Annotated in this window: 16 protein-coding genes; 5 read left to right on the top strand and 11 right to left on the bottom strand. The window is 55.9% G+C overall.

The window, feature by feature from the left end; all coding sequences use genetic code 11:
• Positions 1 to 118: 118 nt before the first annotated feature.
• Together ACJ77P_RS11835 and ACJ77P_RS11830 are read right to left on the bottom strand one after the other, a co-directional pair.
• Positions 119 to 1,300, bottom strand: a complete 1,182-nt coding sequence (locus ACJ77P_RS11835; protein WP_408998339.1) for a response regulator — start codon at positions 1,298 to 1,300, stop codon at positions 119 to 121.
• A gap of 106 nt (positions 1,301 to 1,406) precedes the next feature.
• On the bottom strand, positions 1,407 to 2,609 hold the full coding sequence (locus tag ACJ77P_RS11830; RefSeq protein WP_367359843.1) for a Xaa-Pro peptidase family protein: 1,203 nt from the start codon (positions 2,607 to 2,609) through the stop codon (positions 1,407 to 1,409).
• A gap of 271 nt (positions 2,610 to 2,880) precedes the next feature.
• Between ACJ77P_RS11830 and ACJ77P_RS11825 the strand changes: the two genes are divergently transcribed.
• Positions 2,881 to 3,474, top strand: a complete 594-nt coding sequence (locus tag ACJ77P_RS11825) for an aspartyl protease family protein (protein WP_408998338.1) — start codon at positions 2,881 to 2,883, stop codon at positions 3,472 to 3,474.
• 130 nt (positions 3,475 to 3,604) lie between these two features.
• Positions 3,605 to 4,273 (top strand): response regulator, encoded by a 669-nt coding sequence (locus ACJ77P_RS11820; protein ID WP_367359969.1) that lies wholly within the window; start codon positions 3,605 to 3,607, stop codon positions 4,271 to 4,273.
• Between the two features lie 41 nt (positions 4,274 to 4,314).
• On the opposite strand, the gene ACJ77P_RS11815 is transcribed toward ACJ77P_RS11820, so the two are convergent.
• On the bottom strand, positions 4,315 to 8,655 hold the full coding sequence (locus tag ACJ77P_RS11815) for an acyl-CoA dehydratase activase (protein ID WP_408998337.1): 4,341 nt from the start codon (positions 8,653 to 8,655) through the stop codon (positions 4,315 to 4,317).
• Between the two features lie 223 nt (positions 8,656 to 8,878).
• Positions 8,879 to 9,427, bottom strand: coding sequence for a pyruvoyl-dependent arginine decarboxylase (locus ACJ77P_RS11810; protein WP_367359968.1), 549 nt, complete (start codon positions 9,425 to 9,427; stop codon positions 8,879 to 8,881).
• Between the two features lie 269 nt (positions 9,428 to 9,696).
• Between ACJ77P_RS11810 and ACJ77P_RS11805 the strand changes: the two genes are divergently transcribed.
• From ACJ77P_RS11805 to ACJ77P_RS11795, 3 genes are read left to right on the top strand one after another with little or no spacing between them, the layout of a single operon-like run.
• Complete coding sequence (locus tag ACJ77P_RS11805) at positions 9,697 to 11,076, top strand: NlpC/P60 family N-terminal domain-containing protein (protein ID WP_367359840.1); 1,380 nt, start codon at positions 9,697 to 9,699, stop codon at positions 11,074 to 11,076.
• 40 nt (positions 11,077 to 11,116) lie between these two features.
• Positions 11,117 to 12,640, top strand: coding sequence for a PAS domain S-box protein (locus tag ACJ77P_RS11800; RefSeq protein WP_408998336.1), 1,524 nt, complete (start codon positions 11,117 to 11,119; stop codon positions 12,638 to 12,640).
• Positions 12,637 to 13,269 (top strand): response regulator transcription factor, encoded by a 633-nt coding sequence (locus ACJ77P_RS11795; RefSeq protein ID WP_367359838.1) that lies wholly within the window; start codon positions 12,637 to 12,639, stop codon positions 13,267 to 13,269. The genes ACJ77P_RS11800 and ACJ77P_RS11795 overlap by 4 nt, the downstream gene beginning before the upstream one ends.
• Positions 13,270 to 13,308: 39 nt before the next feature.
• Here ACJ77P_RS11795 and nfi read toward each other — a convergent pair whose 3' ends face one another.
• The 7 genes from nfi to ACJ77P_RS11760 form a co-directional block, all read right to left on the bottom strand.
• Positions 13,309 to 14,004, bottom strand: coding sequence for a deoxyribonuclease V (gene nfi / locus ACJ77P_RS11790; protein WP_408998335.1), 696 nt, complete (start codon positions 14,002 to 14,004; stop codon positions 13,309 to 13,311).
• A gap of 190 nt (positions 14,005 to 14,194) precedes the next feature.
• Positions 14,195 to 15,349 carry a hypothetical protein gene (locus tag ACJ77P_RS11785; protein WP_408998334.1) on the bottom strand — a complete coding sequence of 385 codons (1,155 nt, stop codon included), beginning with the start codon at positions 15,347 to 15,349 and terminating at the stop codon, positions 14,195 to 14,197.
• A 254-nt stretch (positions 15,350 to 15,603) separates the two neighbouring features.
• Positions 15,604 to 16,461, bottom strand: coding sequence for a phosphatase PAP2 family protein (locus ACJ77P_RS11780; RefSeq protein WP_367359835.1), 858 nt, complete (start codon positions 16,459 to 16,461; stop codon positions 15,604 to 15,606).
• Between the two features lie 557 nt (positions 16,462 to 17,018).
• On the bottom strand, positions 17,019 to 18,281 hold the full coding sequence (locus tag ACJ77P_RS11775) for a DUF2254 domain-containing protein (RefSeq protein WP_408998333.1): 1,263 nt from the start codon (positions 18,279 to 18,281) through the stop codon (positions 17,019 to 17,021).
• A gap of 99 nt (positions 18,282 to 18,380) precedes the next feature.
• On the bottom strand, positions 18,381 to 19,685 hold the full coding sequence (locus ACJ77P_RS11770) for a mechanosensitive ion channel domain-containing protein (RefSeq protein ID WP_408998332.1): 1,305 nt from the start codon (positions 19,683 to 19,685) through the stop codon (positions 18,381 to 18,383).
• A 125-nt stretch (positions 19,686 to 19,810) separates the two neighbouring features.
• Complete coding sequence (locus ACJ77P_RS11765; RefSeq protein WP_408998331.1) at positions 19,811 to 20,026, bottom strand: hypothetical protein; 216 nt, start codon at positions 20,024 to 20,026, stop codon at positions 19,811 to 19,813.
• Positions 20,027 to 20,038: 12 nt separating this feature from the next.
• Positions 20,039 to 20,389, bottom strand: a complete 351-nt coding sequence (locus tag ACJ77P_RS11760) for a type II toxin-antitoxin system RelE family toxin (RefSeq protein ID WP_408998330.1) — start codon at positions 20,387 to 20,389, stop codon at positions 20,039 to 20,041.
• Positions 20,390 to 20,909 lie beyond the last annotated feature (520 nt).

Here is a 20,909-nt window from a genome sequence, read left to right as displayed (position 1 = left end):
GCCTTTAGCAACACTTGATGAAGCCTCCTTTTTTTAAGGGCCGATGATGCCACAATCGGGAGGCAAGGCGCAATACGGCTTGACTACGGAAGCTCTACCAGTAAAATGCTGCTGTTTGTCAGGAAAAAGACAGGAGATAGGACCGAAGGTTGATTTTTTCGTTGTTGATTCCCAGTTTGGTCCTGATGTTGTCCCGGTGGGATTCAACAGAGCGTATGGAAAGATTCAGAAGTTCGGATATTTCTTTGGTTGTTTTTCCTTCTTTGACCAGGTTGGCAACCTGAACCTCTTTGGGAGTCAGATTGGCCAGTTCGGAGCTGAGGCTCTGAAGAAAGGGTGAGATGATATTCTGCAGATTCGCTTCGATGATTTCGACGCAGGTCAGTTGATGGGGGGGCAGTTTCTGCTTCTTCAGTTGTTCGACGTAGGGAAGAATGAGCTCCTTGCAATTGGAAAGGATCTTCTGCCCCTGATCGATCCGGTCCATTTCCCTGTTCTTGATCAGGACATGAAGCGCCGTGTTGACTTCCTCCAGGACCTTGGACTTGTTCCGTAAATCCTGCTCCTGCTTGCGAAGGTCCTCTTCGACCTGGCGGCGCCTGTTTATTTCCTCGATCAGCTTCCGCGTCCGCTCCTGGACTCGATTTTCCAGGTGCTCATTGAGCATCCGCAATTCCTGCTGGGTCCGGAGCAGATCCCGGTTCTTCCTGACAACGGTTTCATACGTGGAAATGAGGATGTTCAGGATCCGCTTCCGGCTTGCCGTGATGGAATATTTCTGCCCGCCGATCAGAATCTCGATTTCCGGGTCGGAGCTGCCGTCTTCCGGTTCATCCTGCTCCCTCTGGGTCAGCAGATACTGGATGCGCGACAGGAGGTTTTCTTCATCATAAGGCTTCGTAATAAAATTGTCGGCGCCGCATTCCAGGCTCCGGATGACATCCCTCGGGTCCGAAAGGACCGTGAGCAGGATGACCGGCGTGGCCTTCGTCGCCGGTTCCGACTTGATGTGTTTACAGAGTTCAAATCCGTCCATCTCCGGCATGATGATATCGCTGATTACGATGGCGGGTTTGTCTGTGGATATCAGGTGAAGCGCTTCCTGCCCATTTCGGGCATGCAGCACATGAAACCCCTGTTCCTCAAGAGTGTAACTCAACTTTTCAGCCTGTGTCAGACTGTCTTCCACAATGACGATGTTCGTTTTCATTTCCTTTGCAAACTGCCGGAGACTGTAATGAGGCCGATGGATGATCCCTTCCCGCTGTAACCGTTCATCCTGCCGGAATTTCTTAAGCATAATGCAGGAATTTTATCAACAAAATTTGTCCAGGGGAAAAAAGCCGCTCCAACCTCTCCGGAACAGCAAATCCGGCAAAGTACGTTGCAAATGAAGTGCCCCGGTATTAAAGGCGGAAAAGGTCAAGGGGATGGCTGGTGATACGCTCCAGCCTTTCTTTGCGGACAATGAAATCGGCCTCAACGCCGATGCTTCCCTCTCCGGGAAAAACGAACTTCGGTTCAAGGGCAAAGACCATTCCTTCCTTCAGGATCTGGGGGTGGCGGGGAGTAATGACGGGCATTTCGTTGAGTTCCAGTCCAAGGCCATGACCTACAAAACTGACTTTTCCTTTCCCATACCCCATGAAATGCTCCTCAAGCCCCGCATCCCTGGCCCTGCTGAGGGCATGTTCAAAAATCCGGGTGCTTTCGGTACCTTCCCTGGCGAAGACTGCCGTTTCTTCGATAATTTCTCTGGCGACTTCATGGGACCGTTCAAATTTTTCGCTGATCGTGCCGATCACGAAGGCCCTTGTCTCGTCGGTGATATAGCCGTTGTAGCCTGCGCCATAATCGAGGATGATCGCCTGATCGCGCTGAATGACCTTGAAGGATGACCCCTGAGGAAGGGCAGGGGTGACGCCCAATCCGGCGATGGTCACGTCGACGGCGGTGGGAATGGTGCCCGCCTGTCCGGAAATCACGTAGAGGCACATCATTTCCGCATTGAACCCGCGCATGCGAAGCAGGCCCTGGTGGCCGTGCCGTCGGCCTTCCGCGGTCAGCTCGGCTTCAACGTCAATTTCACGCATCCCCTCCTTGATGACCTCCCCGGCCCGGAAAAAGACGGCATCCATGATTTCACCAGACCGTTTCATCTGGGTGATTTCAAATTCGCTCTTGATCATCCGCACTGCCCGGACCAGCGGCGAAAGATCGGTGCAGGAGTCAACGCCGAGAATCCCTAAAAGGCGATTGTATGTAGAGACGGGCAGGATATCCAGCTCCATGGCGCCACGGCCGCGCAGGATCCCCCTTTCGGCGAGGATGCTGCCCACATCACGCTGGCTCGAAATCGGGGTGACCGGCAAGGGGGATTCCCTCCGGGCACGGTCCTGGTCCCTTTCCACGAGCAGAAGGGGGTCGCCCTCCAGGGGAACAACCAGGAGTCCGCGTTGCGCCGTCCCGGAAAAATAGAAAAGGTCAACATTTCCCATGATTATGGAAAAATGTATGTCAGCTTCAGCCATTTCCTTTTTTAATGCATGGATTCTATTCTGAATTTCCGAATTTGGCGTCAGTTCGCAGATTCCGTTTTCAGCCCACATATTTCCCCCTCCTTAAACGATATTAATTGAGATTTCCATTCATTTCCGGTGCATATTTTGTATAATAAATACTTTATAATAAGGATTTCGATTTTGCCATGATAGAATCCCCCAAAAAGAGATCCTTTTTTCAGATGAATGCAGCTGTGCCTGATCCGATGGGAGCGTGTTGAATTTTATTGGCGGCATGAACGGTAAAAACAGGAAAACGGGCGGGAGAATGATGAAGGGTCCCTCTAAAAGAAAAACGAAATCCGGACGGCGATTATCCATGGCAATAGGCATGGTCCTGTTGTTCTATGCCTGGCTGTGCCCGGGAATGCTCAGGGCCGGTGAGTTCTATCGTTGGGTTGACGAAAACGGGGTCGTCCATGTTTCTGATGCTTTTCCCCCGGAGGAAAAGAAGGGCTGGAAAGAGAGTGTGAAGCGCGTCCGCGTTCCGGTCAGAGCCCCGGAGCCGGTGCCTTGGCAGGCCGATGAATACCGGATTCCCTTTTACAAGGCGCCCGGTGGTGGTATTATTGTTCAAGGGATTCTTGATGATACCGTTTCCGTTAATCTGCTGTTCGATACGGGAGCCAGCCATATGGTGATTTCCGAGACGCTGGCAAGTCAGCTGAAACCTTCTTCCCACGACATCAGGAAGAAAAAAGTCCATACGGCAGGAGGTTCCATCGAGGCCAGGACATCGATGATCGCAAAGGTGGCTCTTGGAGATGTCTTCAAGGAAAATGTGCCCGCCCTGGTGACGGAGCGGGATACACGTGCCCAGGGTTTTGACGCGATCCTGGGACTGAGTTTTCTCCGGGATTTCAAGGCAACCGTTGACTATCAGAACAGCGAAATCATCCTGAAGCGTCCTTGAAGAAAGCGCTTGAACAGGCTGAAAGAGAATCTCCCGCACCTGTTCAGAAGCTTGATGCGGAAGATCCCGGAATGCCGGGAGGTGAGCGGTTCAGCCTGGAACCGAACAAGTTGTACGGGAGCGTGGAGGCATTCCGCCGGGCTTCGATGAGGCCGGCAGGAATGTTTGTATTACGGGAACCGATACAGGTGGGGATATGGATGAACATACAAGGCAGCGGATCTTCAAACCTTTTTTTACGACCGGGAAGATGGAAAGAGGAACCGGCCTCGAAGCGGCTTCCGCCTATGGCATGATCGGGAACCAGGGGGGAGACATCGAGATGGATCGTGAAAGGGATTATGGGGCCGCTTTTCGAATGTATCTTCCCCCATCCGGTAGGGAAATTCCCGGAGAGACAGGATCTACGGCGGATGTCTTCACGGACCGTAAAACAATCCTCCTGGTGGACGACGAGGACATCAACATCGAGGTGGTCCGGGAGATCCTGGAGCTGCTGGGCTATTCGGTTCTGGCTGTGCAGAGCGGCCGGGATGCCGTGGGTCTTTATCGGCAAAAGAAAGCCCTCATTGACCTGGTCATCCTCGACATGATCATGCCGGGGATGGGCGGGGGTGATACCTTTGACGCCCTCATCGAGATCAATCCCCATGTGAAGGTTGTTCTATCAAGCGGTTACAGCCTACATGGCGAAGCCCTCCGCATTATGGAGCGGGGGTGCAGCGCGTTCATCCAGAAGCCCTTCAGAATTGAAGAGCTTGCAGGCAAATTGGCAGAAGTGCTGGGCGGGAAGTCGTAACCCGGAAAAGTCCGATGAACTCTGAGCGATTCCAGCCAGCTTCAAGGGCTGGTCTTTGCCGATTGCACAAGGGTGTGAATTCTGGCGGCCTGCAGAAGAAAGACCTCCAGCTTTGCCTGGATGATCTGGGGGAAGGGGGTCCCGTCGCTCTCAACGGCCAGAAAGGGGAGGGGGCGGCGCAATGAGGCCTCCGCCGGAAAGGCCGGTTCTATTTCCGGGCGTTTTTGAGGGATTCGTTTCCCGCGGCTCATTTCCGGGGTCAGGATGGCTTCGGACACCCGGTTGGGCATGCAGCCGAAAGGGCCCAGGGCGATGACGCCGCAATAGGGAGCCGGCACGTCCGCAAGAGCCGCTCCAACGGTCAGAACGGCTTCTCCCAGGAGCCTGGGGTTGAGGATCGGGCCGGCCTGGGCCACCAGATGCGGCACCGCCTCGAGCCGGTTTGGAATCAGACCCGATTCCGCAAGAAGGTTCGAAATCGCCCGCTCATACCGCTTCATCCACATTGTGCGAAGCACAAGAGATGCCTTTTCTTTGACAGAAAGTCTTCTGTCCCCCCATCCCTTCCGGGTGCAGAGATCTGTATAGTAAATCCATTCCATGACACTGGCCACTTTCGTTGCGAATCCCGCATCGGCAAGCCGTTCAACCAGGTATTGCCGGGACAGGGCATCATGGCGAACAAAGATCTCTCCTGTCAGAAGGATTATGGGAATCTCTCCGGGCCGCCTTCTCATGGGAATGGATTTCAGGCGAGCAGCCGACTGCTTCAGGCAGGGCCGCAGATGTTTGAGCTCTGAAGAAGATTCCAGGACTGTAACGATGTTTCCGCATTCTTCGAGAAAAATCGCCCTTGCGGCATTCCGGTCCCGGGCTGCACAGAGCAGAACTCCGTGGATGTCCTCCATCAGATCCGCGATGACCATCCCTGTCCAGATGTTCCGTGTGAGATGGCTGGCGTCGAGATCCGCATAGCTGTTTGCCGCGCTGAGGGAATAGAGGGTCACATCCGCGATCCCGAGCCGCTCGATCATCGCCTCCATGAATCGGGAATACTGGCCGAACCGGCAGGGACCCCCGGCCGTGGGCATGAAGTAGACGAGTCGTTCGTCCCTGTCCGTCCTGTTCCGGAGATACTTCAGCAGGCTTCCCGCTGTCAGCTGGAGAGGAAGGCATTCCTTGCACGACGTGTTGCCGCGGCCGAGCTTGAGCACCTCCTCGTCTGAATCGGGGAGAGCCGTCGCCCGGACTCCCGCGGAACGGAAAACGGCGGCGATGACGTCCGAATGGAAACGCCCCATGGAAGGAAAAACCAGATGGACGCGGGGATGCGTCAAGGGGTACGTTTCCCCTCGGGAACCGATCATCCGGAACGTCCCGGAATCGACCCGCATGGATGGTGTTTTCCGGGAGGGCGCAACAGAAGGGATCTTCCGCTTTCCGTGCAGATCCCGGTAGTTTCGGATAATATCCAGAAAGGCCTCAATGCGGGTTTCAAGTCCGGCATCCGCGACATGGCTGTCCAGTTCGAGCGTCAGGAAGGGTTTGCTTCCCATCATCCGGCGAAAATAACCCAGGAGAAAGGAGTCCGGCCCGCAGGAGAAGTTGGATATATAGCAGCCGAAGAGCTGAGGATGGCGGGCGACGAAGGCGGCGCCTTTGAGGATCAGCTGCCCGGACGCCCAGTACATGTCTTCGCCGGCGGGTTCATCGGCCAGGGGCAGAAAGGTGAGGGGAACAACGCCCACGCCCCGTGAGGCGAATTTCCGGGGAATGCCCATGTTGGCCTCCGGAACGAAGGCGTTGTAAGTCCTTCCAAAGACCACGATTCCATAGCGGTCCGAATGTTCTTCCAGCGTGTGGAGAAAGTTCCGGCCGAGGCTCTTGGCCTTCGCCGCCGCCTGCTCCTGGTCGGCGACGGCGGCTGAAAAAGCCCGCTTCACATCCTTCTTCCCGCAGCCGAGGGAATGTGCCAGATCCGCCAGGGCCTCCCGTGCGGCATCATAACCCTGAGAAAAGTCGAGGACCGGCTGCAGTACAGATCCCCCTTCCTTGAGCCGGCGGAATGCCTCGACATCCCTGAAGGCGCTGGCAAGATAATAGGGTTCAGCCTGGGAGATGGGGCAGATTGTGCCGGTCGAATTCCCTCCTTCCACGTACATGCCCCGGATGTGGGGGAGAAAGAGAAAATCCGGCTTTTTGAGCAGCAGATCATAGAAAAAGCCATGGGCGAGTTCCGCCGGGAAACAGAAGGCCGCCCCTTTCGACATCATGCCCTCGATCCGGGGAGAATCCGGGAGCATCACGGAAAAGCCCAGCCGGCTGAAAAAAGATGTATACAGGGGATAATAGGTGTTGGTGAGAAACGACCGGTTGATTCCCATCGTCCGGGAGGCCCCACCCAATGGGGAATCCCCGCGGCCCGCGACGGGGCCTTGGAACGTCAGAGCCGCATGGCTCCTGACAAGATCCAGCGACTCCCCATCCACGGACAGGGCGTATCGGAGATTGTACCAGCGGTTGCAGGCTCCTCCAAAAGGATGGACTTTTTCTCCCATACGGATTCGGGCGATTTCGCATTTCCGGTCGCAACGCTCCTTCCCCCCATGGCAGACAAAGGGGGATTCGTAAGCGATGTCCCTGTCCCTCAGGGACTGAAGGGAAAAGGAGCCTTCCCTGAGCAGCCCGCTTTCCAGCCGCTTCCGGATTTCCAGGGCCACGCCGAAGGCGCCCATCAGTCCGGGTTCCGGGGGGACGACGATTCGTTTTCCCGTCAGGGCGGCCATGGCCACCGGGATGGCCCGGTTGTAACAGACGCCGCCCTGCATGAAGATGTTGTCCCCCATGACGCGGTTTCCCTTGACCCGGTTGCTGTAGTTCATGCAGATGGAGTAAACGAGGCCCGCTACAATGTCCTCCCTGCTCATGCCTTCGTGGGCGGCGTTTTTGATGTCGCTGCTGATGAAGGCGGCGCACTGGTCGTTGAAATTGGCGGGGGCATGGCCCTTCAGGGCGATTTCAGCGATGTCCTCCATGGCAACCCCCATGGACTCCTTTGCCGCCTCCTCGAGAAAAGAACCCGTGCCGGCGCTGCAGGCGTCATTCATGGCATAGTCGGAGGGGATGCCGTCCTTCACGTAGGTGTACTTGGCATCCTGTCCCCCGATTTCAAAGATGGTATCCACCGTCGGATCAAAGAACAGGGCGCCTGTTGCGTGGGCGACGATTTCGTTGATGACGCCTTCCGTCATGGCATGAAGGCCGGCGATCTGGCGCCCCGAACCTGTGACCCCAACTCCCCGGACGAGGATCTCTCCCGCCAGGGGCCCCAACTGCCTGTAGAGATCGGCGTAACAGGCCCGGGAAGCCCCGACGGGATCGCCGTTGGTGCGCAGGTAGACGGAGGCCAGTACGCGGCTGTCCTCCTCCCGTAAAAGAACCGCTTTCGTCGTGGTTGAGCCGACATCCAGCCCCAGGATGCAGGTATCTCCCCTGCGGGCGACGCCCTGCTCCATGGTCCGGAAATCCACGTGATCCACAAAATCCGCCAGAGGCAAAAGTCGGTGAAAAGCCGAATGGTTCTGTTGAATGACGGCCTCCGGATGGGAAACGGGCAGGGTTTCGTGCTCCAGGGCCCAGAGAGCGCAACCCAGGGCTTCAAAATACGGCGCTTCTTCCGGAACCGTCAGGCTGGAGATCTCACTTCTCAGGTAATCCAGCATGACGGTGTTCCGGGCGGTTCCGCCGATGAGCATCATATTTCTGCGGGGTAGATCGCGAAGAATCTCCAGGATCTTTCCCGCCATCATCTCGCAGAGGCCCGAAGCGATTTTCCCCTTGGGGATGCCCTTGTTGGTGGCGTGCGTGCAGTCGCTTTTGCAGAAAACGCTGCAGCGACCCGATACCCGGTAGGGCTGCTCCTGCCGGGCGAAGGCGATGGCTTCTTCGAGGTCGAGGTTCAGGCGGCGGATCTGCTGAAGAAAAAATTCACCTGTCCCCGAAGCGCATTTGTTGCCTGTCTGGACGGAGCAGATCTTACCGTCTTTCCCGATGACATAGACCAGGAAGCTTTCCCCCCCGGCGCTGATGACGGCATTCAGGGGTTCTCGGCCGGCGGATAAGAACGAAAGGGCCGTTTCCACGGCCAGAGGCTCTGGAAGGGATGTGAGATTGACAAAAGAGCGGAACTTTCTGCCGGTCACGGCGATGCGCTGGAACTGGTCCAGGGGAAGCGAAGAAAGGAGTTCCAGGAACGCCCGGCGCGGATTGCCATCGTGGGGCTTCAGATGGAGCAGGGACCGATGGATTTCCCCCTGCGGATTCCTGCCTGCGGCAACGGCCGTCAGTGTGGTTGCACCGATGCATATGCCGAGACTTTTCATTCCCTGCGCCCTCTGTGCTGCTCATGTCTTGACGGATTTAAAAACGGCGTGTTGAGGAGTAACGGATAGCGGATGCTGGCGTCAGCGGGGAAGATACCCGGCCGCCTTTGCCGGGGTGGCCAGGGACCGTTCTTCAAGGGCGTTTCTTCGAGCTGCCGCCGCATCGATACGACTTCCCTGACGGCTCGTCAGCCTTGAGGAACAGCCCTGCGGCTCAAAGGCATCAAAAAACGAAAACAGCTGCAGCGACCACCGTTGTATAACGGTCGTCCTTCACAATGGTCGACTGGGTCACATTGCGGGTTCGGACGATTTTGCCGCTGATCTTGAAAATTTCCTTCTTTTCGTCCCAGCTTTCATCCACGTTGAAGTCGATTCCCAGGGTTGAAGCCAGCATGGCGGCGGCCATGTCCTCGGCATAATCCCCCGCCTGCTTCTCGGTGAGGCCGAAGGCGTGGTGCTCGCTGATGTATCCATAGGAGGTCTTGTCCGCAGGGATGGCGCAGCCTACGGAAGCGGCGAGGAGCCGTTTGGGCTCGTTGCTGCAGCAACGGCTCATGACGCAGTAGGTGATGGCGCCCGGTATCAATTCCTTCAATCCCTGAATTTTCGAAATACTCTTGCAGCCCGGCGGGAAAATGCTGGATACCTGGACCAGGTTGCATTTTTCGATACCGGCGTCGCGCAGGGCGCGTTCAAAAGAGTGCAGCTCATCACGATGGGTGCCGACACCCTTGGTGAAAAATATTTTTTTGGGAACGAAATCGTACATCGATCGTCGCTTGGCCTCCTGTTTCGATTGTTTTCCCTCCAAGGGAATATCATCCTCGCAAATCCGCGACGTTATACCAATCTTTCTTTTGAAAATCTACAAAATATTCCAGGTATTTCTTGCCGACAGGCATTTTTTTAAGCTCTGTTTAAAATCCCGGCACACCTTCGGAAAGAAGGCTTGTGCATAAAAGGGTTGCACTGTGCAGGAAAATCCTTAGACTATGGCAAAATGGCCGGTTGAGGAAGATGCGGATCAAAAGATCACCTATGAAAATCCATATATGTATATTCCTGGGGATGCTGGGAATTCTCCTCCTTTCCCCCCTGGCTCGCGCCCAGGACGAGATTCGGGACATCAGCCGGTTGAAGCAGGATCACTTCTTTTATCTGCCCGGGAAATCGGACGATTCGGCCATCGTGGACCGTGAGATTCAGCAGACTCTCAATGAGTCGTACTCCCGACGCTATTTTTCCATCTGGCAGCAGGAAAAACCACGGTGCACCCGCGACGACATCCTCTGGGATTTCAACAAGTATGGAGAGAATCCGGGGTACGGCGAGAACCATCGCCGGCGTGAGCCGGCCTGGGTGGAAGGCCTGAGGCACAGCGCAGGTCTGGACCAGTACCCGAACCGGGGAATCCGGGGTATCACCGTCGCCAATACGGATCTGCGGGCGCTGCCGACTTCAGGGCCGCTTTTTGATGGATTGGACAACGATTCGGGTTACCCCTTTGATCGATTGCAGATATCGACCATTACGGTCAACTCGCCGGTTTACATCTCTCATGTCAGTGAGGATAAGGCCTGGGTGCATGTTGAAACCGGCACCTATTTCGGATGGGTGAGCGCCCGGGATGTCGCCCTGGTGGATGATGACCTGGCGAATTCCTGGCAGAGCGGGAGATACGCCGTCGTCATCCGGGATCGGATCCCCATTTATGATGAAAAGGGGCGGTTCTGTTTCAAGGCGCCCCTGGGGGCACAGTTCCCCCTGCTCCGGGAAGAGGGGGATGTCTGGGAGATCCGGATCGTCGTTTCCGATCAGGACGGTCGGGCGATCTCCAAGGTTGCCCGTCTCGCCCGGGAACATGCGGCCCTGAGACCCTTGAAGATGACCCGGGCAAACCTGGCGCGGGTGGCCAACGAACTGATCAATCAGCCCTACGGCTGGGGCGGGCTTTACGGAAACCGGGATTGTTCTTCCATGCTGATGGATTTTTTCGCCCCTTTCGGGATCTGGCTGCCGAGAAACTCCAAACAGCAGGCCCATGAGACCGGCCGTTTCATCGAACTGGGACATCTGTCTCCCGAAGAAAAGGAGGCGGCCATTCTCTCTTCCGGAATCCCCTATGCCACATTGATCTGGCGTAAAGGGCACATCATGCTCTATATGGGGTCATTCGAGGGGAAAGCTCTGATTTTCCACAGCATGTGGGGGGTGACCACCCAGGATGTCCGGGGGCGCAGGGGAAGAAGGATTGTGGGGCGTTCGGTCATTACGACGCTGCGGCCCGGCATTGAGTGCTGCAGCGGCCTTGCGCCCGGCTGCGACCCCCTCCAGAGCATCCTGGGGATGACCCTTCTGCTGCCGGATGCACCGAAGCCGCCGGAACCGGAGCCGTCGCCGCAGCTTACGAACCCTTAGGGACCGCTTGAAAAAAAGGAGAGGAGAAGGGCGATCCGACATGAAATGTTCGGAAAGGGACACGGAGCCATTACGGATCCAGGATTCTCCTGCCCGTGACGATTTGAGGAAAACGATGGAAAGGGCTGAAAAAAAGCAGAACGAATACCACCTGGAACAGGACCTTTACCGCACATTGGCCAACAGTTCCCAGGTGGGCGTCTACATCCTCCAGGACCGGACATTTCAGTTCGTCAACCCTCATATTGCCGAATATGCCGGGTATCGGGAAGAAGAGATGGTGGGGATGGAATCTCTGAGCCTCATCCATCCCGATGACCGCCGACTGGCCCGGAAAAATGCCATCCGCATGCTCAAGGGGCAGCGCTTTTCACCCTACGAATTCCGCATCATCACCCGGGACGGGCGGATCAAGTGGATCATGGAGACATCGACCCCCATCTACTACAAGGGGAAGCGTGCTGTCCTGGGAAACTCCATGAACATCACCGGCCAGAAGGAAGCCCGCAACCGGCTGGAGGAGTTGGAGGCGCTCGAATCATCGATCCTGGATGCCATTCCCCACGCCGTGGTGGGTCTCCATAACCGCCGGTTCATCTTTGCCAATAACGCCGTGCAGACGGTCTTTGGCTGGTTTCCTGAAGAGCTCATCGGCCGGAGCGTTCGGCTGATCTACTGCAGCGACGAGGACTGCGACAAAATTGCCCGGCTTTTTTACGATAACCTGGAAAAGCATCGGACGTACAGCACGGAATTTCTCTGCAGGCACAAGGACGGCCACGACCTGATCTGCATGATGAGGGCTTCCCGCATCGGCGAGCGACTGACCGAGGGGCGGATCGTCGTCACTTATGAAGACATTACGGAGCGCAAGCAGGCGGAAAAGGAGCTTGAGGCATCAAGGGAGCAGATGCGCAACCTTTCCATACACCTGCAGTCGGTCCGCGAGGAGGAGCGGGCGCGCATCGCCCGGGAAATCCACGATGAGCTGGGCCAGTCGCTTACGGCTTTCAAAATGGACCTTTCCTGGCTGGCAAAGCGAATGGCTCAAGACGAGCAGCTGCACGGAAAGATCAAGGCCATGTCCGGACTGGTGGACCAGACCATCGAATCGGTTCACCGCATTTCCACCGATTTAAGGCCCGGCCTTCTTGATGATCTCGGCCTGGTGGCGGCCATGGAGTGGCAGGCCAAGGACTTTTCCAGCCGGTCGGGCATTGCCTGCGAGGCGGATCTCTACGCAGAGGAGGTGCCCCTGGAAAAGGACCTGGCCACGGCGATTTTCCGCATCTTTCAGGAAACCCTGACCAACGTGGCCCGTCATGCCGGCGCCACCAAGATCTTTGTCCGTCTGGAGGCGAAAGACGGCCAGGTGATCCTGGAGGTGACGGACAACGGCCGAGGCATTTCACGAAAGCAGATCAATGATCCGAAATCATTTGGAATCATGGGGATGCGGGAGCGGGCCCTGCTCTGGGGGGGAAATGTCCAGGTGACCGGCAGCCGCTATAAGGGAACGACGGTGACGGTCAGCATCCCCATGAAGTCGAGAGGCGAGGAATGATCAGAATCCTGGTGGCGGATGACCATACGATTGTCCGGGAGGGGTTGAAGCAGATTGTCGGCGAAGTCGACGATATGACCGTGGCTGACGAGGCCGGCAACGGGCAGGAGGCGCTTTCAAAAATCCGGGAGGGGGACTATGACGTGGTTCTCCTCGATATCTCCATGCCCGGCCAGAGCGGATTGGAAGTCCTGAAAGACATCCGGGCTGAAAAGCCGAAACTGCCCGTATTGATTCTCAGCATGCATTCCGAGGAGCAGTATGCGGTCCGGGCGCTCCGGGCCGGCGCCTCGGGCTATCTGACGAAGGCCAGTGCGCCCGATGAGCTGATCGGCGCGATTCGCAAGGTTTCCCGGGGGCGGAAATACGTGACGGCGTCCCTGGCGGAAAAACTGGCCCTGGAGCTGGGCGCCGACACCAGCAAGCCTCCCCATGAGATGCTCTCCGATCGGGAATATCAGGTGATGCTGATGCTGGCCGCCGGAAAATCCGTGACGGAGATCGCCGACGAACTGTGCCTCAGCGTCAAGACCATCAGCACCTATCGTTCGAGGGTCCTCGAAAAAATGAACATGAAAAAAAACGCGGAACTGACGCTCTACGCCGTTCAAAATCACCTTGTGGGCTGACATTTCCTGCGTCTTTTCAGCCTGTCCGGAAAGCCGTTTCTAATCCCGGGCGGGTGCTTCCGCCCTGAACCTGTTTACGGCCAGATGGGCCTGGCGGACAGGTTCCGGAAGGCGGTATCCCTTGCCGCATGCCAGAACAACCTCGATGGCCCGCTTCAGGCCGATCCGGTGCCCCTGGGACACGAAAACAGGCTTAACCCTGCTTTTGGTCCTCACGACGGCGCCGATGACGGAATCCCCGTGGTACAGATCCGTGAAGCTGCCCCTCTCCGCTCCCACTTCGCCGTAACTTCCGACCAGCTTCGTTTTTGCGCAGCCGATCGTCGGGAGATCCAGGAACAGCCCCATGTGGGAAGCCAGGCCGATGCCTCGCGGGTGAGCAATGCCCTGACCGTCGAACAAGGCGATATCGGGACGCTGTTTCAGCTTTTCAAAGGCCTTCAGCAGTATCGGCCCCTCACGGAAACTCAGCAAACCGGGGACATAGGGAAAAGAGACGCGAGCGGAGAAGGACGACATTTCAGTCATCTCCATCGCGGGGTAAGAAAGCATCACGACCACCCCGAAAAAACGGTCATCGCCCCTGGAATACGAAATGTCCGCCCCGGCAATCCAACAGACGGGTGCAGGGATTTCATCGTCGCAAAGGATCAGCTTTTCCCGAAGCACCTGCTGGATGGCCACGGCTTCCCGGCAGGTTACATCCCAGGAATGCAGAGGTTTCGTCGTCAACATCCATGCTCCTCCGGTAAACGCCATCTAACGGCGGCCACAAATCGCCGCAATATCTTATACATCACCTCCGAGTACAGATTGGTCCTCTTGTCCAATCTCTTGAGCCACCCGGTCATGATCCTTGATGTTGCTATCGGTAGTGATCCGAATCTGATTAAGCTCGTTCTTCTGCCCTTGAAGTAATTGCGATTCAGTAACGGTAGATCGCAGCTATTCCAGTCTTCGTGGGCATCCGTTCGGTGGGGACTACAATGACTTGGCCGCTCATTTTCAACGCTAACGTTCCCAGGTCGTCGAGCAAGTCATCCACCTCCGGGTGTGTCAAGTTGTCCAACTCGATGTCGCCGTTTGCAGTATTCAAGCGGCCGGGAATTTCGCGGTCGGCTTCGATCAGCAGTTTGGAGACCCGCCCATCCACTACTGCCTTGGCTACATGTGCAATCTCTCCGTCACCGAGCCCCTTGGATCTCGCATTGCCGAACTCATCAACCAGTGCCGCCAGGCGCGCCAGATAGCGAGGCTCCATAATCTGCCAGGCGCGTAACCGGAGTTCGTCGATCGACGACAGAGCATCCGGGTGGATATCGATGCTTTCATCTATCAGAAAAGGATTTTGGCTGGCATCGTGAAATATATGATGATGCTGCGGCAGTGCCGCTAGGATCAGCGGCAGCCCCGATGGTTGAGAGTGGTGTTTCATGATTGCGCGGTCAACGGCGCGGAAGAAGCGTTTCGCATCGATGTCCAGCTCAGACTCTTTGCCGCCGTGACCGTGACGCATGGGCGAGCATCCGGCACCCACACCTCCGTATGAAGCGACGGTCTGGTGTGGTTCGGTCAACTCTTCTCCCAACGCCTCGTTGATCGTCCGTGGGACATCCTGGGCTGGTTCGATCTCGTCTAAAACATCACGGTTACCCTCGAATAATTTGATCTCCTTTCGGTTCAGGCCGAGAACGTGGTAGCGGTCGGCTGACTGACGGATGCGCATCAGGGGCTTGGTGTGGAAGCTATCCGCCACGACGGCCAATTCGGCGATCGGCCTCTGTAGCTTGTAAACCCGGAACATGCCCCTTGCACTCAGCACTGCCAAGCCGTCGAGGGAGTGATTCCAGAAGTCGAAATTATTGGTCAGTGCCAGAAGTGGTTTCAGCAATGGCCATATCTCATCCTTCCGGAACTGTTTCAGGAGCGATTCCTCAAGCGCCTTCACAAGATTCCTGAACCGTATCGGATCTTGCTGATTGTCCGGGTAGTGTCGATGCGTCGGTTGGTAAAGCGAAAGGCAAGGGGGATCACAATTTTCCAAGAGTCCTGCTGCAAAGTCATTATCCAACGTATTCATTCTGTTCCCTCTCTGTGACTTAATGCGTCCCATTCGGCGGGTGCACTCCATAAAGACAGTCGGACTTCCGACAACAAATCCTCCTCACGATGCCTTTTAGCCCCGGGTCTTTGATAGAGCCGGATATTGTTAATGCTCTTGTTGCCGGTAAACAATTCAAATCGTTCTGTTTCGGGGAATTCCTTTCCCATGCTTTTCATGACCCGGGAATCACCAAAAGTCATCCCCGTCCGTATGGCGTTGAGGTCAGCCGTTTAGCGCTGGCGGTGCTTGTACTCTGCGAGGGCAGACCCAAACAGCAGCCAGAATCCACCGACAAGGAATCCCGCAGCAACATCACTGGCATAGTGCAGGCCCAGCAACATTCGGCTGAAGCCGATCAGGCCAATGAGAACAGCTGTCCAATAGATCAGTTCGAAGCGCTGCCGCGTCGTCATAAGATCCCTGGCAACAATATAGGCGATGAAACCATATACCGCCATTGCGCTCGTAGCATGGCCGCTGGGAAACGAAGGTGTAATGGCGGCAACCTCCGTCACGAACTCCGGCCGTTGTCGTGCCAGCACGAACTTCCCTGCATACGTGGTGATCTGCGATCCGAGAATGGTCAGCCATAGCGGAGCAATCATGTGTCTACGGTAGTGCGCCCACAACAGACCGGTGGTCACAAGCGCCACGGCTACCAGGGTGGCTGATCCGCCAATATCAGTGATCCAGATGAAAACGGTGATCATGCCATCTGTGCGAATTGGGCCAATTCGTTGATTAATATATTCATCGAGGCGGACGAGTTTGTCCGCTTCCAGCAGCTCCTCGACCAGCCCCCCAAGCAAGGCGGCGATGTAAAGCGCGGCGATGACAATGAGCGTCAAGGGAAGCCCGGTATACCGGCTCGGCGTCAGCCGCGCAAGTAACAACCTTGTCGTCCCAGGAAAAGACACTCTGATCCTCGAACCAATTCCAGAAATGTCTTTGATAACCCGGACTTGCTTGAGAGCCGTCTTCCACTTACCGAAAAGGCGGATAACCAGGCGCAACCCCCACCAAGCAGTGAGCCGGAGCACGATGATCATCGCGGCCATTGCCAGTATGGTTATCAGTGTCCAGGTCATGCGTATCTCCCCGCTGAGGTATACGATGGCGACGGCGTAGCCGCGCTACTATTCGATTTCCTGGCTGACGCTCAGCATAACCGGCTGGCAAAGAAGCGCAACGGTTTTGGCCACCCGTGTTAATGCGGTTGTGTAAGTCCGGCATGGGCGTGAACTTATGGGATGAAAGTCCCCTGTATGTGAGTCCTGTCAATGATTTATATATTGACACAGACCCTGGCCGAAGGCAAGGGCGGAACAGTGAGGCCCCTTCGAAGGAAGCCGGAGCGCAAAGCTATGCGCCGATGAATAGAAACGGCACAAAAGTCCGAGTCTCCGGGTAAGTCAGCACAACATGCAAAGGATCAAAGAGCTGACCTGGATGTTCCCCGTACCGGGTGGGGTATATTTGTCCTTGGAAACCGTCTGAACAAAGAAAAAAAGAATTACATTTAGGGCGTTTCTGTTTATGTAATCTATTCTGGGTAAGCATCCCCAAAAAAACAAGAAAGCTGGAAGAATAATCGGGGACCAAGTTTGGGACCGCTCAGGTTCACCGCTTGGATCGGTCTTTCCCGTCACACCGCAAACCTGGCTGCCTTTCTTACGGCTGCGAGATCCTCGGGAACCTTCAGTACCTTCTCGGCGCGAACCTGCGCGAGACGGGCATGCCGCAACGCGTTGTCGCGCATTGCAGGGTCCTCGGTCGCGGCAAGCGCTTCGAGGGCCTTGAGCAGCCGTATGACCACTTCTACAGCACCCGCACCGTCTCGGGCGATTCCGGTAAAAGCGTCGTCGAACATATCTGCCACGGACAATTCCGGCACTGCAACGCGGTCGAACTGTACCGTGGAAACGTCATCCTCCTTGCCACACTCGTCCCACATGACGAACAGGCGGACAAGTGTGCCCGTGACGTCGATAGCGGTCCCCGGATCATTGACCGCGGGCGAAAGCGCGCGGCTGGCGATCTCCGAAAGGGCCACCAGTCCAAACCGCGGATCCTGATCAAAAACCCTCGAGCCACCAATCACGAACGTGGCAGCGATTGCTTCGGCGTCCTCGTCGGACACACTGCCTGATGTTTCCCGGATGACCCACGCAACAGGGCGGTTTGGCGTGCAAAAGGTGCCGGGCAACGCCGCCACAACAATTCTCAGTTGCGACTCCACCGCCCGCGCCTGCAGCGCGGCGGTGTCAACACGCTGTACGTAACCGATGGCTTTTCCGAAGACCGCCCGGCCCCCATCTGGGAGACTGAACGACGCGACCCCCCCAAGGCGCGGTGCCGACTGCCGCTTCCGAATCGCCTCCACGGCTGCCGCTTCCACCTTGTCAATCGTATGTCCCAGCCGGCCGAGCCGGGCGATGTTGTCGACCCACCAGATGAAGGTGATAATGATGACTGCGAGCACAACTATGGTCAGGGAAAACAGGATAAACTGACTGGTCCTTCCACCATAAAGCCCGTTCATTAGCGCAACGAGCGCGATCACGCTGTAGATAAACGCGCCGATAAACACCGAGAGCGCATTCTGCGAAACGTCATCGGAGATGATCAGCGGAAAGGATCGGGGCGTCGCGGTACTACTTGCCGATGCATAAGCGGCTACCATCGAGGCCACGGCGAACGTGGCCATCATCAACATGCTTGACGCCATGATCTTGAGTAAAGTTTCGGCCGATTCCTTCGTGATCTCTGGCAGCAAATGGCCGAGTTCGGCCATGTCCATGAGATTGGCAAGAAAAACTGCGCCAATGGAAAGCACACATACGATGAGCGGCTTGATCCATAATCGCTCACGGAGACGCTTGATGACGAAGCTCAGGTTATCCCACATCTTCGGTCCTCCTGGCACATTAGCCGCTGCGTCGCTGAAAGCGGACGTCATCGATTCCCATACGCATTCAGCACCCTCTTTGATCGACCCCACGCTCCTTCAACTGTCATCCGTAGACGACGATAGAGTTAAGAGATTCTCACCAGGGGTCCAAGATCTGCGCGCCTGTTCTTTGATTTCCTCTGCTTCGCTTTGCAGGCTAGCTTCCGCCTTGGTCGCGACTGTTTCGGGCTCGGCGGTCGGCTTCGCCGTGGCTGATTCCACAGCCCCTTCGTCTTCTATCATGCGCACAGGCACCCCGTGGGGGAAGGTGACTTCGCGAGCCTCATCCGGCAGCGAGATTCCCGAATCCTGGAAGGCCCGTTTTACGAGCCGAATGACGGACGATTTCACCTTCAACCAGCTGTGTTGACCTCCATCGAGCCAGAAATAAACACGTAGGTTTACCGTGGACGGTCCAAGGCTTTCCACAAGTACCAAAGGTTCGGGTTCACTCAAAACGGCCGGATGTTCAGCGAGCACCTTCAAGGCGACTTCCTGGGCAAAAGGGATGGAATCGTCGTAGCCGATACCCACGATGAAATCATCGCGGCGATTGGGATTGCTTGTGAAATTCCGGATCGTGCTTTTGAAGACGGTCGAATTGGGGACTTGCACTTGATTGCCGTCGAGTGTCATCAGAACAGTCGTGCGAGAGGTCAGCCGCTGAACGTAACCCGTCACGCCAGCCACTTCTACGAGATCGCCTTCACGAAACGGTTGCTGCAAGCTTAGAAAGAGACTGGCGAGAAAATTCTCAGTGATTTCACGGAATGCGATGCCCAACACCAAGCCAATCAGACCTGTGCCGCCCACCACCGTAAGCGCGAGTTGCGTGAGCCCCGCGATACGGAGCACAAGGTACAGGCCGGCGAGCATTACAAGCATGCCGCCAGTCCGGGCCATTACTTCGCGCAAAAGGTGGCTGAGGGATCGAGCCAGAAGCCCGCGACGCAGTAAGTAAACCGTTAACCTGGCGAGGATCCATGAAATAGTGATCACGATCAGCGCCACCACGATCATGGGCAGCAATCGAACAAATCCGCGTGCAAGATCATTCAGTTCCTGAAAGGTTGGATCGAAATCCCAAATCGTGGCAGGGGCCACTTCGATTTGATTGACGACTGCAACCACGCCTTCCGTATTTTTCGCTAAATCACCGGCCCATTGCTTGAATTCATCGTTTTCCGTCGTTCCTTTCAGGAAAACGATTCCTTCCTGGACCGCGACCCTGGGCTCGCCGAACCAGCTTGTCGTTATAAGAATATCAGCGATTCGCTTCCTGATCTCGTTATCCTTGGCGACGGGTTGGACTTCGACTTTGCCTGGGGACTCGGGTTTGCCGTCAGGCGCTATCGATGGCATCGGCTTATCCTCTCTACCGTCTAACGGTTGGGCAGCAACTGAGGTGAACGTGAAGATAGTGCAGCAAAGGAATGTGGCGTAGATGAGTCGAGCCGGACGAGACCAGGCAAGGCCCCAAATTCGAATCACGAAGGGCCTCCGATGTCGAGGAGTCCCTCCGTGATCGATTGTTGACGCTGCCGGTGGTCTCCGGTGGCAAGTCCGGCCGGATGATTCTGGATGTTCATGTCCGTGGCCTGCATGTAGGCGAGGCGGCTGCCAAACGGAGCGTCGCGGCTTCCTTTCTTTACTGGCGGGCCGTGAGCGATTCTCTTGGGCTTCGCTGTTCGACTTATCCTCACTGCTGTCTCGGATTACTCGACCAGATGTGTTGTCCGCTTGCGCTTGCCCATCTCTTCGAGGATTTGATGACGAAACGGTGGAGATCCCACATCTTTGGCTCTGCTCGCACAAGAACTTGCCCGGTAAGAAATAGACCATTCAGATACCCCCCTTCCGCGAGGCCCAGCTCTGACTACCCCCAGCGTAAGCTCCTGTTCTTGAATGAAATATATAATTCTGTATGTGTCTTGGCGAATACGATACTTCTCTTGTCCCGTAAGTTTTTCATGGCCCGGCGGTCTCGGATCTTTCGTTCTGTCTTCAAATGCCGCGATGTCTTCCGCGTCTTCTGCAAGAGACTCCCTAATAGCATCATTAACCAACTTCGATAAAGACAGAGCTGTTTCAGTAGCTTTTTCAATCGAAGGGCTTTGTGTAATTCCGGGTCTAAATATACCGTCGCTCTCTCATAAGATTACCTTCTTAACATTATGTCACTATATCGCCGTAGCGTTTATTGTGGCAACTGTTTTATAGCGGACGAAAAGTTCACGGCAGTCCAAAGCTTTTTTTATACGCCCCCTTGACAGGACGGGACCAAGGTTCATCTCGTTTCGGCCTTTATCCACCAGCAGGGAATCACGATTGCCCAGCCTGTATCGAACGCCATACGTAATCCTCAAAACCGGCAAAAAACGAAGCGAAACCGTTAAGCTGATCACCAGACTGAAATCTGAGAAGACCTCGCCGAAACAACTCCTGGAATTCAACAGAGGACAAAGGGGTATCGAAAACAAACTCCATACGGACCATCCTATTCCTGTAAATCTCATTCGTTCTGGAGAGCAGTCATTTCCCTCTGCCTGTTCCTGAACCTCACTCCTCATTTTTACAGGAACTTGG

Origin of the sequence: Syntrophus buswellii (assembly GCF_046097065.1) — a bacterium.
Taxonomy (GTDB): Bacteria; Desulfobacterota; Syntrophia; order Syntrophales; family Syntrophaceae; genus Syntrophus; species Syntrophus buswellii.
The sequence above is the reverse complement of the archived record's forward strand: the minus strand, read 5'-3'. Positions and strand labels throughout refer to the sequence as shown.